The organism is Streptomyces sp. NPDC088812 (genome assembly GCF_044750285.1).
Taxonomy (GTDB): Bacteria; Actinomycetota; Actinomycetes; order Streptomycetales; family Streptomycetaceae; genus Streptomyces.
Window position 1 is genome coordinate 99,035 of the sequence record NZ_JBIVJP010000001.1, and the last position, 14,767, is coordinate 113,801.

The 14,767-nt window shown below is 72.7% G+C and carries 11 protein-coding genes and 2 pseudogenes; 3 read left to right on the forward strand and 10 right to left on the reverse strand.

Translation table 11 applies throughout. The annotated features are described in order from the left end of the window. Nucleotides 1-3: 3 nt before the first annotated feature. The 10 genes from ACIP67_RS00480 to ACIP67_RS00525 all read right to left on the reverse strand — a co-directional run bounded on the left by ACIP67_RS00480 (nt 4) and on the right by ACIP67_RS00525 (nt 12,234). Complete coding sequence (locus ACIP67_RS00480) at nt 4-1,008, reverse strand: aldo/keto reductase (RefSeq protein ID WP_401685176.1); 1,005 nt, start codon at nt 1,006-1,008, stop codon at nt 4-6. Between the two features lie 61 nt (nt 1,009-1,069). After that, a complete protein-coding gene (locus ACIP67_RS00485; protein WP_401685178.1) occupies nt 1,070-2,020 on the reverse strand; it encodes a lysylphosphatidylglycerol synthase domain-containing protein in 951 nt (316 codons plus the stop codon). A 169-nt stretch (nt 2,021-2,189) separates the two neighbouring features. Next, the gene (locus ACIP67_RS00490) at nt 2,190-3,242 is read right to left on the reverse strand and encodes a glycosyltransferase family 2 protein (RefSeq protein ID WP_401685181.1); all 1,053 of its coding nucleotides are present in this window, start codon (nt 3,240-3,242) and stop codon (nt 2,190-2,192) included. Between the two features lie 9 nt (nt 3,243-3,251). Beyond that, nucleotides 3,252-4,262 (reverse strand): UbiA prenyltransferase family protein, encoded by a 1,011-nt coding sequence (locus tag ACIP67_RS00495; protein WP_401685183.1) that lies wholly within the window; start codon nt 4,260-4,262, stop codon nt 3,252-3,254. 47 nt (nt 4,263-4,309) lie between these two features. Further along, complete coding sequence (locus tag ACIP67_RS00500; protein ID WP_401685185.1) at nt 4,310-5,446, reverse strand: glycosyltransferase family 4 protein; 1,137 nt, start codon at nt 5,444-5,446, stop codon at nt 4,310-4,312. 215 nt (nt 5,447-5,661) lie between these two features. Continuing rightward, nucleotides 5,662-6,858 carry an endonuclease/exonuclease/phosphatase family protein gene (locus ACIP67_RS00505; RefSeq protein ID WP_401685188.1) on the reverse strand — a complete coding sequence of 399 codons (1,197 nt, stop codon included), beginning with the start codon at nt 6,856-6,858 and terminating at the stop codon, nt 5,662-5,664. A 1-nt stretch (nt 6,859) separates the two neighbouring features. Beyond that, complete coding sequence (locus tag ACIP67_RS00510; RefSeq protein ID WP_401686739.1) at nt 6,860-7,909, reverse strand: NAD-dependent epimerase/dehydratase family protein; 1,050 nt, start codon at nt 7,907-7,909, stop codon at nt 6,860-6,862. A 77-nt stretch (nt 7,910-7,986) separates the two neighbouring features. Continuing rightward, a complete protein-coding gene (locus tag ACIP67_RS00515) occupies nt 7,987-9,417 on the reverse strand; it encodes an aspartate aminotransferase family protein (protein ID WP_401685191.1) in 1,431 nt (476 codons plus the stop codon). Between the two features lie 101 nt (nt 9,418-9,518). Then, the gene (locus ACIP67_RS00520) at nt 9,519-10,598 is read right to left on the reverse strand and encodes a LuxR C-terminal-related transcriptional regulator (protein ID WP_401685194.1); all 1,080 of its coding nucleotides are present in this window, start codon (nt 10,596-10,598) and stop codon (nt 9,519-9,521) included. A 589-nt stretch (nt 10,599-11,187) separates the two neighbouring features. Beyond that, complete coding sequence (locus tag ACIP67_RS00525; RefSeq protein WP_401685197.1) at nt 11,188-12,234, reverse strand: aspartate-semialdehyde dehydrogenase; 1,047 nt, start codon at nt 12,232-12,234, stop codon at nt 11,188-11,190. A 668-nt stretch (nt 12,235-12,902) separates the two neighbouring features. On the opposite strand from ACIP67_RS00525, the gene ACIP67_RS00530 reads away from it, so the two are divergent. The 3 genes and pseudogenes from ACIP67_RS00530 to ACIP67_RS00540 all read left to right on the forward strand — a co-directional run. After that, a complete protein-coding gene (locus ACIP67_RS00530) occupies nt 12,903-13,772 on the forward strand; it encodes a peptidoglycan-binding protein (RefSeq protein WP_401685200.1) in 870 nt (289 codons plus the stop codon). A 331-nt stretch (nt 13,773-14,103) separates the two neighbouring features. After that, nucleotides 14,104-14,346 (forward strand): annotated as a pseudogene (locus tag ACIP67_RS00535) (peptidoglycan-binding protein); the annotation flags it as partial. A gap of 126 nt (nt 14,347-14,472) precedes the next feature. Then, nucleotides 14,473-14,760, forward strand: a pseudogene (locus ACIP67_RS00540) (M23 family metallopeptidase); the annotation flags it as partial. Nucleotides 14,761-14,767 lie beyond the last annotated feature (7 nt).

A 14,767-nucleotide genomic window follows, 5' to 3' on the forward strand; every position in this document is an offset into this window, starting at 1 on the left:
CGGTCAGCCGCCGGCGGCCGGCGCGAGGCGCCCCAGCGGGGCCAGCGCGTCGAGTTCGGCCCGGATCTCCTCCGGCAGCTCCAGGGCGATCCCGTCCAGCGCCTCGTCCAGCTGGGCCACGCTGCTCACGCCCAGCACCGGCATGACCGGCACCGGGCCGCCCGTCATCCACGCCAGCGCGAGCTGGTTCGCGGTGACCCCCAGCCGGGCGGCCAGCTCCCGCAGCAGCGCCACCCGCCGCTCGTTCTCCGGGGACCGGTACTCGGGGCCCAGCTCCCGGTCGGCGCGGGTCAACGCGCCCTGGAGCAGCGGCGAGTAGCCCTGGAGCAGGGCGCCGTGCTCGGCGGCGTACCCGGCCAGGGCGTGGTCCAGCGGCAGCTGGGGGCGGATGTCGTGCGCCGGGTCCGGCCACAGGTAGGAGTGGCGCACCTGGACGACGCGGGGCAGCGCGGTCGCGTCGTCCGAGGACGCCAGGCGGGCCGCCTCCCGCAGGCGGGCCGCGTCCGGGTTGCTCGCGCCGACGACGGCGACGCGCTGGGAGGCGACCAGTTCGGAGAGGGCGCCCAGGGTGTCGGCGAGCGGGGTCGCAGGGTCGTCGGCGTGGGTGAAGTACAGATCGACCGACGGGCAGCCCAGCCGCTCCGTGCTGCGCTCGAACTGCCCCAGCACGACCTCCGGGCGTAACCCCTCCGCGGACTCCGGGAAGGGGCCGTCCAGCGGATCGGGCAGACAGCCCACCTTGGTGGCGATCAGTGTCTCGTCGCGGGCACCGGTGGCGGCCAGCCAGCCCCCGATGACCCGCTCCGATTCCTCACCGGTGCCGCCGGGGGCCCAGAAGGCGTAGCAGTTGGCGGTGTCCAGCAGCCGGCCGCCGCGCTCGACGAAGCGGTCCAGGAGCGCCCGGGAGGTCGGTTCGTCGATGGTGGTGCCGAAATACATGGTGCCGAGGGCGACTTCGGTGGTACGGAGCCGGTCCATGACCGATTCTCCGTATGCCGTCGTCAGCATGTGCGGGTCCTTTCGCGCAGGGAACGGGCCGAACGCCGTGTCGGATGGAGCTGACAGGGGTTCAGGTCGATGGGATATCAGGTGGGACGGGCGCGGCGGAAGCGTGCTCCGTGATCCGGCCCCCGGCCGGGTCCGCGGCCCCGGCCGGCGGGCCGGCCCGGCGCGCCGCCAGGCTGCCGTACCCGAAGGCGAGCACGTCCGCCGCGGCGAGCGCCAGCCGGCTGGCCGCCGCCGCCACGGCCGCCTCGGCCGGGGGAAGCACGGACGCCAGGGACACCGCGAGCAGCGCCTCGCGCACCCCCAGTCCGTCCGGGACGACCACCACCAGGCTGCTCAGCGAGGTGGCCACCGCGAACCCGCAGACACAAGGCAGCAGCGAGCCGAGCGGATCGGCGCCCAGTGCCACGGCGAACAGCCACAGATGGCCGCCGGTCACCGCCCAGGACAGCGCGCAGAGCCACACCGCGCGCCGCAGCACCGGGGAGGGGACCGGCGCGAGCCTGCGGTCCAGCGCCTTGACCGTCCTGAGCAGCCGCACCGCCACGACCAGCAGCCGGGGCAGCACGACCAGCGCAGCCGGCACCAGCGCCGCCGCCACCACCGCGGCTCCGGCGCCGTAGCCGTACCCGGCGAGGGCGGGCAGTCCGATCGCGGCGCCGGTGCCGAGGGACACGGCGGCGTAGAGGCCGAACGCCGCGGTGAACTGGAACACGGTGATCCCGGAGCCCGCGGCGAGACGGGTCTGGAGCACGATCGACCACATCACTCCGGGGACGTACTTGCCCAGCGCGCCGGCCGCGAAGAGCCGTACCGCGAACGTGCCGCGCATCGGGACCGACAGGGCCTGGAGCGGTTCGCGCCAGGACAGCGCGGTCAGCCACAGTCCGGCCACCGCCAGGACCAGGGACAGCGGGAACAGCGGCCCCAGCTGCCCCAGGGCCTCGCCGGTGGCCGCCCGGTCCCGGACGAGCGACCGCAGCAGGAAACCGGCGCACAGCGCCAGCACCGTCACGGTGAGCGCGCCCCGTACCCAGGGGCGCCGGGCGAAGGACCGCGGTCCGGCCCACCACCGCCGTGGCGGGCCCGGCCGGCCCGGCGCCCGGCCGGCCGGGTCCCGATCCGTGCCGCCCCCGGCGGGCGGACGGCCGCCCCGCAGGCCGGGGGGAGGAGCGTCCGGTGGCCTAGTCATGCCCGGTGGCTCCCGCCGCGCCGCCCGCCCCGGCGACGGCCGGCGCACCGCCGTAGCGGCGCCGGAAGGACGCCGAGCCCAGCCAGCGGACGGCTCCCACCGCCGCGGCGACGCCGGTGGTGGCCGTCATCAGCAGGTGCAGTCCCGCCATCATCGGCAGCGCGCGCGTACCCGCCGCGGTACGCAGGAACCGCAGCAGCCCGCGCTCCTCCGCGGCGAACGCGCCCAGACCGGCGACGGCCGCCGCGGTGCCGGCCACCGGCCACAGGGGGGCGGCGGCGAGCCCCGCCAGCACCAGGGACACACCCGCCACGGCCGTCGGCCGGTAGGCGGTGTCCGACAGCTGCGGACGGCCCCGGCCCCGGCTGCGGTCGGCGAAGAGCGACACCAGGGGCACCGAGCGCCGGTACTGCTTGGTCAGCAGCACCCGGAGGCGGTCGTCGTCGTCATGGCGCCCCACGATCCGGGGGTCGAGCAGCACCGACGACACGGCCGCGAGCCGCGCGCCGTACTCCACGTCCTCGGTGTCCCGCAGGGACTCGTCCAGCGGGCCCACCCGTTCGTAGGCGGTGCGGGGCATCGCGCCCAGCGAGAAGTACGCCGCCTTGATGGGGCCGGCGGTGCGCCGGCGCCAGTAGTGCCCGTGGAGCACCTTGTAGCGCTCGACGGCACCGTCGTCGATGAGCGGCACGGAGTCGTAGATGCCGCAGACGAACCCGACCCGGGAATCGGACCGCAGGACGTCCACCGCGATGCGGACGGCGTCGGGGCGCAGCGCGATGTCGGAGTCGAGGAAGAACAGGATCTCACCGGTGCTGCTGCGGACCCCGGTGTTGCGGGCGGCGGACACCCCGCCGTTCGCGGTGCGCACCAGCCGGACCGGGAACTCCTCGGCGATGCGCGGGGATTCGTCGGTGCTGCCGTCGTCGACGACGACGATCTCGACGTGCGGATACGTCTGGGCCACCACGGACTCCAGGCACTGACGCAGTGTCCGCGCGTAGTTGTAGTTGGGGATGATGACGGAGACGGTGGGCGGTCGCATCGGTGCACCTCACAGAAGACGGCCGACGGCCAGAGCGGCCAGCCACAGAACGGCGTTGATCACGAGGGGGGTGTCCGTGAGCACGTCTCGCCCCGGTTCCCCGCCGCTGCGCAGCATCGCCAGCAGTTGCACGTAGCGGCACGAGGCGAAGACGGCGAAGGGCGTGGTGACGACGGCCAGCGTGGCGGCGTGCGGATGCGGTGCCGACAGGGTGAACAGCACGTAGCTGATCAGCGTGGCGGCCAGCAGCACGGCCACGAGCTGGTCGAGCAGCGCCACCGAGTACCCGGCGAGGGCGGGCCGTTGTTCGGCCGCGTCCCCGCGCAGGCTCGCGGCCTCCAGCTCGTGCCGCCGCTTGCCGAGCGACAGCAGCAGGCACGTGCAGTACACGCAGATGATCAGTGCGGGGTTGAGGGGCGCCGCCACCGCCGCGCAGCCGGCGACCGCCCTGAGGACGAAGCCGACCGCCACCAGGCTGACGTCGACCAGTGAGTAGTGTTTCAGCGCCAGGCAGTACGCCAGGTTCAGCACCAGGTATCCGACGACGGCGGCCGTCACCTCGGGGGGCAGCAGCGCCGCCCCGGCCGCCGGCACGGCCAGACAGCCCGTGCCCAGCAGCAGGGCGCCGAGCGGACCGATCCGGCCGCTCGCCAGCGGCCGGTGCCGTTTGACCGGGTGCAGCCGGTCCCGCTCCCGGTCCAGCCAGTCGTTGAGCACGTAGACCGCCGCGGAGGCCGCCATGAAGGCGGCCACCGTGAGCAGTGCCCGGTCCAGGTGGTGCAGCAGGGCCGCCGGTTCCACGGCCAGCGGGACGAGCAGGACGAAGACGTTCTTCACCCACTGGCGGGGGCGCAGCAGCACCAGCCAGGCCGGGAGCCGCGAACGCTTGGGGACGCGACGGGGGGCCACGCCCTGCCGGAGCGGGCCGTGCGCGTCGCCGGTGGGGCGCGGCTGCTCGCGCGGGGGCGTGGCGGGTTGTGGAGCGGGGGTGGCGCTGTGGGGGCCGGACAGCGCGGTCACGGCCGGGAGGTCCCTGTCATCCAGAATCTCTTCTCCGCTCAGCGGTTTCACGGTCGGGCACCCGTCAGGAGCCGCCGGAACGCCTCTTCGTGGGCGTCGAGGAAGGCCTCACCGCCGAAGAGCTTGGTCGCCGTCTCCGCGCCGGCCCGCCGGTCCTCCTCGGGCAGCGCGGCCAGCTCCAGCAGCGCCTCGCGCAGCGCGGCCGGGTCCCGGGGCGGGACCAGCCGCCCGAAGCCGGTGGCCTCCACGGGGTACCGGGAGCCGGAGAGGTTCGTGGACACCGGCGGGATGCCCGCCATCATGGCCTCGACCTGGACGATGCCGAAGGACTCCGAGATCGAGGGCAGCGCGAAGACGTCGATGGACGCGTAGAAGTCGCGTACGGCGTCACCGCGCAGCAGGCCGGTGAACCGGATCCGCGGATCACCGGCGGCCTCCCGGCGCAGCTCGTCGATGTTGCTGCCGCCGGCCACGGTCGTGTAGTCCCCGGCGATCAGCAGACGGGCCCGCGGGTCGTCGAGGGACCTGAAGGCCCGTATGAGGTACTCGATGCCCTTGTCCACGGTGATCCGGCCCATGAAGCCGATGTGCAGCCCGTCCCCGTCGCGCAGCCGGGGCGCGCCTCCGTTGCGGTCGACGCACGGGGAGGGGATGGGCGCCAGCCGGCGGCGCCGGATCGTGGGCCAGATGCGGGAGCCGCGCGCCTGGTCCTCGCTGTTGGTGATGACCAGGTCGGCCCGGCGTACGGCCGCCTTGCACACCTCGTCGACGGCCCGCATCCCGAAGCGGTTGACCGGGCTGTCGGGCAGGAACACGTCGATGTGGTACGTCACCACCAGCCGGGCGTGTCCCTTGAGGGCGGCGACCAGGGCGGCCTCGGGGTTGGGCAGGTGCATGTGGACGATGTCCGAGCGCGCCGCCAGGCGCCGCGCCAGCAGGGGCAGGGCCGGGGAGACGAAGCCCCGGCTGATCCGGGCGAGCACGGGTGCCCGGAAGACGTGGACACCGTTGACGACCTCGTGGCGGGGCAGCGCGGGGTCGTGCTGGGCGCAGACCACCGCGATGCGCCAGCCGCGGGCGGCCAGCCCTTCGGCGGTCAGTCGCGCGGCCTCGGTGAGGCCGCTGACGTACGGGGCGTAGTAGTCGAGCATCACCGTCACGTCGAACCTGTCGGGTTGCAGCACGTTGCGTCCCTTCTCACGTCTCTTCGGGGGTGTGCTTCGGGTTTCATCACGGGGGGTGACGTGGGCCTTCCGGGCGTCCCGGACGTCGTCCTGGGCGTCCCGGGTGTGCTCCGGGCCGGGCCGGGCGTCCCCGGTATGTTCCGGGCCGGGCCGGGCGTCCCGGGTGTGCTCCGGGCCGGGCCGGGCGTCCCGGGTGTGCTCCGGGCCGGGCCGGGTCAGTCCGTGGTGTCCGGGACCACCACGCGGATCTCCTGCGCCGCGTGGTCGGAGAAGTCCTCTCCGCCGCCGAACCGGTAGCCGGGCACGGCCAGGCCGCCGTCGGTGAACAGCCAGTCCAGCCGCCACAGCCGGGGCAGCGGGTAGTCCGAGACCGGCCAGGAGCGGGCGGGCAGCAGGGAGGCGGCGGGGCTGTGCAGCCGGGTGCCGGCTCCGAGCGGGGTCAGTTCCATCCAGGGCGAGTTGAAGTCGCCGGCCACCACGGCCGGGTGGGGGTTGTCCGTCAAATCCGCGCGCAGCTTGCGCAGTTCGCTGTTCCGCCAGTCGGACTGGTCCTTCGTGAAGTTCCAGAAACGACCGCTCAGGGGGTTGTCGCCGACCCGGAACGGCACCGCGAGGTGCACGTTGTAGAAGGAGACGACGCTCCCGCCGACCTGGATGTCCGTGCGCTGGGCCTTGGTTCCCTTCCAGTACCAGTCCGTGCCGCCGGCGGCCACGTGGTCGTGGTGCTCCGTGACGACGGGCAGCCGGGACAGGGTGAGCAGTTCGCCCTCGACGGAGAGGTGGTAGCCGGGGAACTCGGCGCGCAGCCGTGCCGAGTCGTCGATGCGGACCGGCTGGTCCCCCTCCCAGTACAGGTACTCCTGGAGGAGGTACACGTCGGCGTCCTGCCGGCGCAGGAACGCGTAGAAGGCGTCCTTGTCGTCGGTCATCTGCCAGTAGTCCGTGGACCAGGAGAAGACCTTGACCTCGGTGCCCGGCGGGGCGTCGGTGGCGCCGCCCCATCCGGGCCCGTAGCCGGCCAGGTGGGCCCCGGCCAGCAGCAGGACGACCTGGACCGCGGACAGCCAACGGCGTACCGGCCGGGCCAGCGGGACGAGGGCGAGCAGCAGCAGCGGCACCGCCACCAGGGTCAGCGGCGGGGTGGCCTCGACGACGACCCACAGCCACCAGCGGCCGGCGAGCAGCAGGTGCAGGGCGAGGAGCAGTGCCCACACCGCCGTGGCCGCCACCAGCAGCCGGGTGCCCAGGCACCAGCGCCGGGCGGCCCCGGTGTCCTGCCCGTCCGGGGCGTCGCGCTCGTCCCGGGCGTCCGTCCGGGGCGTTCCGTCGGCGTCGGCCGGCCGGGACGGCCCGCCGCCCGCGGGCACGTCCGCCGACGGGCCGCCGGCCACCGTCTCTTCTGTCGAGGGCATGTCAGAAGAAGACCTTCGCGAGCCCCAGCACACCCTGCCGCCAGGGGTCCCGGCTGGTCTGACCGCCGCCCTTGCCGGCCGTGACGGGTGCCGCCGTCGCACGCTGCGCGCGCCACCACTCGTACGTCCCGAGGATGGCCTCCCGGTTGGACAGCCGGGGGCTGAAGCCCAGCCGGTCCCGCGCCTTGTCGACACTGACGTAGGAGTCGGCGAGCAGCTTGGACAGCAGCCTGCCGTACACGGGGGACAGCTTGGTCCGCTCCAGCGTGCGCAGCACCGCCACCGCGGGCCGCCCCGGCACCGAGACCACGCGCCGGCCGTGACCGGCCGCGTCCAGCACCGCCTGGAAGTCCTGCCGCAAGGTGCCGAACTCGGCGGCGCCGATGTTGTACGTGTCGCAGGCCACCTCGTCCGGAGCGCGCAGCACGGTCGCCACGGCCTCCACGAGGTCCTCCAGCGCCAGCATCTGGATGCGGACGTCGCCGCGGCCGAGCACGGGGAAGTGGCGGCCCTCCTCGGCCCACTGGAAGAGCATGTCGAACAGCCCCATCCGGCGCGGCCCGAGGAACGTCTTGGGCCGCAGCACCGGCAGACACATCCCCGCCGCCCGGAACCGCTCGGCGACCTTCTCCGCCTCCGCCTTCGCCGAGCTGTACGGGTCCACCGGCACATGCGGGTGGTCCTCGGGCGTCGGCACCAGCCGGGGCAGCCCGTAGACGGCGGTGGAGGAGATGTGCACCACCCGCGGCACGGCGGTGGCACGGGCCGCCTCCAGCACGGTCGTCGTGCCCTCGACGACGATCGACCGGATGTCGGCCACGGGGTAGCTGGGCAGCGCGGACGCGCAGTGCACCACGGCGTCGGCATCCTGGAGCGCCTCGGTCACGGCACGCAGGTCCCGTATGTCCCCGGTGAACGGCGTCAGCCCGGGGGCCGCGGGCACCGGGCGCAGATCGAACGCGCTGACCCGGCTGCCCGACCGCAGCAGGTGGTCCACCAGATGCGAGCCGAGCACCCCGGCGGCACCGGTCACGGCGACCCGCGCGGGCAGCCGCGGCCGGTCCTCCCGCTGCGTGAGCCGCTCGGTCCCGTGCGCGCTGTCGTCGCGCGGCGCGTGCGAGGCGTCGGTCACCACAGCGAGCTCACCCGCTCCCGCACGAACCGGCCGAGCAGGCGCTTCATGCCCTCGGCGAGCGTGGCGTCCAGGGCGGTGAGGAACCGCTCGACCTCCTCCGGGCCCGCCACCAACGGTGGACTCACCACCAGCGGACTGCGCCCGTTGAGCGTGTTGTACGTGTAGACGTCGTGCTTGCGGTACAGCGTGTCGATGACCGCGGCGGTGATGATCTTCGTGCGGATCAGCGGGTCCTTGGCCGGACCGGTCGCCGGCAGCTTGCCGATGAGGTCCAGGATCTTGGGCCCGCCGGAGAGGAAGATCCCGAAGAGGGCGCCGGAGCCGCGCACGTCGTCGATCACGTCCGGGTAGGTCTTGCGGATGCGCTCCAGCCCCGGCCCCAGCACCGCCTCGATGGCCCGGGCCCGCGCCGGATAGTCGTCCTCGACCGCGACGGAGATCGCCTCGATGGCCGTCGCGGTCTCCTCGCCGAAGCCGTAGTACGTCGTACTCGTGCTCTGCATCATCGCGTCCGTCATGTTGTCGTACGCCTTGCGGAAGACCGGTTCGCGCGCCACGTACGCGGAGACGGACGACTTGCCGCCGCCGAAGGACTTCGAGGTCGTCACCACGTCCGGCACGAGCCCCTCGTACCGGGTGAAGTGGAACATGCTGCCGGTCTTGCCCCATCCGGTGTAGATCTCGTCGAAGATCAGCACGATGTCCTCGGCGGTGCACAGCTCACGCAGACCGCGCAGGAACTCCTCGGAGCACCAGCGCATCGTGGACGCGCTGAACGGTTCGATGAGCAGCGCGTACACATCGCTGTGCCCCCGCGCGTCCCGTGCCTCGGCGAGGACCCGGCGGACGGAGTCGAGGTCGTCGTAGGCGAAGGTGCGGATCCCGGGGATCGTCGGGAACGCGAAGTGGTTCTGCGCGCCCCCGGTGAGTCCGCCGGAGCCCAGCAGCTTGCCGTGGAAGCTGATGTCCGCCCGCAGGATCTGCCGCCGCCGGCCGCCGTGGTACTTGTACGCCAGCTTGACCGCGCCCTCGACCGCCTCGGCCCCGGAGTTGGGAAGGAACGAGCGGTTCAGGTCGCCGGGCAGCACCGCCGCCAGGTTGTGGCCCAGGGCGGCGAGGTAGGGCGAGAAGTAGGTCTTGTGCACCTCCATCCGCCGCTGCTCCTGGAAGCGTTGGCGGGCCGCGACGATACGTGGATGGTTGTGCCCGTGGTTGAGCACGCCGATCCCGCCGGTGAAGTCCAGGATCCTGCGGCCGTCCCGCGTGTGGACGTAGGCCCCCTCGGCGTGGTCGACGAGCTCCTGGCCGAAGCCGAAGGAGGTCATCAACCGGACCTGGCTCTTGTTGATGTACGTGCGGTAGAGCTCGTGTACTTCCTCGACGTCCAGCTTCTCGGCCTCTTCGAGGCTGATGAGATGTGCCATTGCCCTCTCCCATGCGACATCGATGTCGGTCAGCCGTCCGCCAAGGTCGCACGGGAGAGAGGGCGGGCACGAGACGTGTCCGGTGGCAGGTGCTGGCACGGCTACTTCTGGACAGCGCTCTCCGGGGCCGTCTCCGCGGTGCCCGCTCCGGCGGCCGGGCCGGTTCGGGGCGGGGCTTCCGGCGCGGCCTGCCGGCGGCCGATGATCACCCCGGCCTGGAAGCGGCTCATGGCGCCGAGTTCGTCCATGAGTGCCGAGATGTGACGGCGGCAGGTCCGGGTCGCCATGCCGAGGCGGCGCGCGATCACCTCGTCCTTCAGCCCCAGGGACATCAGCCGCAGGATGGAGGCCCGCAGATCCGCGTTCACCTGCTGGTCGTCGGTCGGTTCCGTGCCGCTGCCGAAGGGGCTGCCGGTCTGCCAGGCCGCCTCGAAGGAGCGGCACAGATAGGCCACCAGGGTCGGGTCGGTGACGACGGCCGCGCCGGGCGGTCCGTCTCCCCGCCGTTCCGTGGGAACAAAGGCGATGGTCCGGTCATAAATGATGAGGCGCTCGGAGAGTTCCTCCGCGGTGCGGACTTCCGCACCTTCTTCGGAGATATGTCCGACATAGGTCCGCGTGGTGAGGCTCGATCGCGCCGTGTGCTGATAGAGAGTGCGGATCCGGACACCGCGCCTCAACAATTCCGTCGTCTGGACGAGATCTTGCTGGAGAAGGTCCGCCGAGCGGCCGCCGCCCGGCTGGAGACTCATCCGTTCCGTGGTGCACCGGCGTCTCGCCAGATCAATCTCCCGGCGCACATCGTCGGCGTTGTCAAGAACGCGGATCGGGACATCCGCCGAGCGTGATCTCTCGGCGGTCCGATAAGGCCCGACGAGCGAGTGGAGTTGCCGGTGTATTCCCGCTATCCGCCGCCGCTGGCTGGCGATCATCGTCTCCAGGGGCGTCACCAGGTCGGCCTCCACGACCGCCGGGTCCAGGGGCACGACGGGACTGTCGTGATCGTCCGGGCTGAGCAGGCGCAGATCCTGCAAGGCCTTGCGGGCCTCCACCACCCGCGCGGGAGACACTCCCAGTTCGGCGGCGACCTCCTCGTCGTCGAACACCCCGATACGCAGTGCGGCCCGGTACGCGTCGACGGCCAGCTCGCTCAACAGGGGCCGGGCCGGCTCGTCTAACAAGGGTCGGTTCTCCACAGGACACCTTCCGGTCGACGTCCGCCGCTATCCACTTGTGGCCAAGCCATCATAGGACAGTGATCGAGTCTCGACCTGAGTCCATTTGGCGACCAGGCTTCTATGGGTCCGGAAACGGGCGCGACATTGAGTCGAATCCAGAATCGACGGAGTCATGATGGCGAAAAATCGGTGGGTCCCGGCCCGCCTTTCCGTAGCTCTCCTCCGCTCCGCCGGAATTGCCGGTTCCATGGACCCGGTGATCTCCGGCGCCCTGTTCGGCGCGGGGCAGGCCGACTTCGCGGTCGCCGACGACAAATGGGATCTGGTGGGGGAGTGTCTTTCGCGCGGCCCGGTTCTGTGACCATGGTCTGAGAAACCGACGGGTGGGCCTGGCCACCAGGCCCACCTGCTCCCTCGCCCCCCGCCCCGCGGTCCCGTGACCGGCGTAGGGTGCCGCGCCACACACCTGCCGGGTGGACGCGGCCGCCTCGGGACCGGCATCCCCCCGAGGAGCGGGGGGGTGCCCGCCTGCCGAGCGGGTGCCGGCCTCGGCGCGGACGGGCACGTGCCTCGGCGTGAACGGGCACTCGCCTCAGCGCAGACGGGCACCCGCCCCCGGCCGCCGTCGTGCCGACGCCGCCTCCGCGATCTGCAGGAGGTTCAGCGCGGCGCCGGCGCGCAGGTTGTCCACGATCAGCCACAGCCAGAAGGCCCGCGGGTTGTGCGGGACCACTCTGATCCGCCCGACGTGGATGCGGTCCGGGTCGCCCGCCGTCAACGGCGTGGGGAAGGCTCCCGGCCGGTCCCCGTGGACCACCACCCGGGGCAGCCCGGCCAGCAGCGCGGCCAGCTCCGCGCGCTCCACGGGGAGCGCCGCCTCCACGAACACCGCGGCGGCGTGGCCGTTCACCACGGGCACCTGGACGCAGTTCGCGCTGATGTCCAGATGCGGCAGGGAGAGGATGCGGCGCGTCTCCTGCTCGATCCTCTGCTCCTCGGTGCTGGCGCCGCTCTCCAGCATCCGCCCGGCGACCGGCACCACGTTGAAGGCGAGTGCGGGGCGGAACAGGTCCGCGGGCAGCTCGGCGTCGGGGTCCCGGAGCGCGAGTTCGCTGCCCTCGAGCAGCTCCTCGATGCCCTGCCGGCCCTGCGCCGAGGCCGCCTGATAGCTGCTCATCACCACTTGACGCACGCCCCGGTACTGCTCGACGCAGTGCAGCAGCCGCACGAGCGGCACCGTCAGGGCGCCCGGGCCGGCGAGGACGCCGAACGGGGGGCGCTCGAGCAGATGGCCGTTGACCGGCGGGACGAGCAGCAGGGTGTCGGGGTCCGTGCGGTAGGCGCCGGAGCTGTCGACGACCAGAGCGCCCTGGGCCCTGGCGACCGGCACATAGCGGCGGCTGACCGCCTCCGCGGTGCAGAACAGGACGAGATCGGCGCCCGCGAAGTCGAAGTCGGCGAGACTGCGGACCGTCTCCAGCCGGCCGTCGACCGGGATCTCCCGACCGGCCGAGCGGTCCGAGGCCACGAGCCGGATCTCCCGGTGGCGTATCCCGAGTTCCTCGATCAGTTCGATGATGGCGGTCCCGAGGACGCCGGTCGCACCGACCAGGACGATGCGCGGAGCTGCGGAATCCATGACGTGCACCATCGAGTTCTCCGATCTGGTCGGACCGGCCGCTCTGCCGGACCCCGGAAGTGGCCTCGTCCGCCGGGACCGCCCGAGGCGTCACGCAGCGGCCCACCGGCCGGATCGGCCGGGCCGAGGCTGGAGTTGTCATCCAAACCCCTGGCGCGGGCCGCTGACAGCCCCTCCGTGATGTCAGTAAGCGGACAGGCGACAGGCGGACACCGGAGCCGACCCCTGCACACCTGAGCACCCCGCACCCCCGTGGGCGGTGTGCCGGGTGCGCGGACCTCAGGCGTTCGCGAGGCCGTGCAGGCTGCGACGGCCGGCATCGGCGGCCCGGCCGTCGAGGTGGTGCAGTTCGGGTCGTCGGCCGCCCGCTGCCGGACGACGTGGGCGAGTTCGTCGCGGATGACGTCGGGCGTCGGGCGTCCGGCGGTGCGTTCGCCGTGGTTGCCCGTGGCCTCGCACCGCAGGGGCCGGCCGTCGAAGCAGGGTGCGAGGGGGCCGGGGGCGCCCCCTCGGCGCCGTTCCCCGTTTGCCGCGGACGCCCATCCGACGGATCGTGGAAAGCGGGAAGGGCCCGATGCGCGGCCCCCGTCCACCCGGCGCTCGCCCCACCGTGTCCGTCCCCACGGCACCCCACGGTCATGTGAGGCGCGAGGCGGGAGGAGTTCACCATGCCCGACCCATGGATGTCCCGAGCCCTCAAGGCGGACATCGGCGACCATGCACCGTGTGACCCCGGGTTCCCCGCCAGGGCGATCGCGCACATCACGGCGGACAGGACGGCCACCGCCGAGGGGCCCCTCGACCTGGTCCCCTTCACCGCGCTCAAAAGCTTCTTCACCGGCAGCGGCAAAGGCCGGGCCCCGCACATCCTCTGGGACCCTTTCACCGGGGCGTTCGCCCAGTTCTTCCCCGCCACCTCCCGCAGCAAGGCCCTGTTCGACGCGGCCGGCGGTGTCCGTACCAACCGGACCGGCACGGTCGTCATCCAGATCGAGGCCCTGTTCTTCCCGCACTGCCGCGTCAACGGCAAGGTGTTCGCACGGCTGGTCGACACTCCGTGCGAGGGCTGGGACGACCTCAACGCGTGGATCAACTCCTGGGGCGTGCCAGACGTCTGGCCCATGGGCCGCCCCACGTCCCTGTCCAGCAACAGGTGCCCGACCGACATGTGGAGGTCGCAGGGCGGGTGGTACGCCCATGCCCAGGTCCCGGAGAACGACCACGTCGACCCCGGCTCCTGGCCGGTGTTCGTGTCACCACCGCCCGGACCGACCCCGGTGACGCCCCGGTTCGAGCCGTTCCCCGGCGCGTCGTTCTTCCGGCCGGGACGGACATCGCCCGTCATCGCGAGGATGCACACCCGGCTCGTCGCCGAGGACTGCGACCGCTACACGGCCGGCACCGGTATCGACGTGTGGGGACCGGGCGATGTGAGGTCCTACACCGCCTGGCAGCGGAAGCTGGGCTTCGAGGGCAGCGCTGCCGACGGCGTTCCCGGCCGGTTCAGCTGGGACAGGCTGGGGGTCCCCAAAGCCTGATCCCCTCCCTGGAGCCGGGGTTCGCCGCCCGGCGCGGAGCCCGTTCCCAGCGGCTCGACGGACCGGTCGTCCGGGCATCCGCGTGGCCGTACGTCGCCGGGTTTGCGCCCGACTTGCATCGGGCGCATGGTGGAAGAAGGGGCGATGGTGAGGTGAGCGACGCACGGGCGGGGCGGGTGCGCGCCACTGGACAGCAGCGCTGCCGCGCCGACCAGCAGGCCCACTCCTCACCGGACTGTGCGTGACCGGTGCGCCCACGACCGGACGAGCGATCCGGTGGCGGACACCGCGGGGCAGCAAATCACTGTGCCTGAAAGGAGGCAGGGCCATGCCTGCGCTGGCACCGTTCCCAGGAGCGGCATTCTTCCACGAGGGACAACACAGTCCCGTGATCGCTGCGATGGGCAGACGCCTGGTGGCGGAAGAGTGCGGGAAGTACCGCACGGGTCCCGGTCCCGCGTGGACCGGCGCCGATCAAGAGTCGTACGCCGCCTGGCAGCGCAAGCTCGGGTTCGAGGGAGCCCAGGCCAACGGCATTCCGGGCAGGACCTCCTGGGACCGGCTCCGCGTCCCGACGGCCACGACGCCCACGACGCCCACGACTCCCGGGGCCCGCGTCACGTCTCCCGTGCCGGGACACGGGGTCACGACCCCTCACCGGAGGAAGGGGCGTCACTGGGTCCTCGGCTACCACACCGGCGCTGACTACGCCGCTCCGCAGGGCAGGCCCTGTGTGGCGGTGCTCAACGGCTCCATATCCCGCACTGGGCACGACCCCAGTTTCGGCACCTTCCTCGTGCTGCGCGCGGGATCGTTCGACTTCTGGTACTGCCACCTCTCCGAGCGGACCGTGACCGGGGGTTCGGTCCGGGCCGGCCAGAAGATCGGAGCGGTCGGCTCCACCGGAAAGTCCACCGGACCCCATCTCCACTTCGAGAAGCGGCCGGCCGGGGGCGGCTTCGGATCCGACGTGCCCCCCAACTGGTAGCCGGGAC

What these genes read in the sequence shown, in the direction of transcription:
- ACIP67_RS00490 (WP_401685181.1), bottom strand. Translation starts at nt 3,242, where the DNA reads ATGCGACCGCCCACCGTCTCCGTCATCATCCCCAACTACAACTACGCG.
- ACIP67_RS00515 (WP_401685191.1), bottom strand. Translation starts at nt 9,417, where the DNA reads ATGGCACATCTCATCAGCCTCGAAGAGGCCGAGAAGCTGGACGTCGAG.
- ACIP67_RS00525 (WP_401685197.1), bottom strand. Translation starts at nt 12,234, where the DNA reads ATGGATTCCGCAGCTCCGCGCATCGTCCTGGTCGGTGCGACCGGCGTC.
- ACIP67_RS00480 (WP_401685176.1), bottom strand. Translation starts at nt 1,008, where the DNA reads ATGCTGACGACGGCATACGGAGAATCGGTCATGGACCGGCTCCGTACC.
- ACIP67_RS00505 (WP_401685188.1), bottom strand. Translation starts at nt 6,858, where the DNA reads ATGCCCTCGACAGAAGAGACGGTGGCCGGCGGCCCGTCGGCGGACGTG.
- ACIP67_RS00530 (WP_401685200.1), top strand. Translation starts at nt 12,903, where the DNA reads ATGCCCGACCCATGGATGTCCCGAGCCCTCAAGGCGGACATCGGCGAC.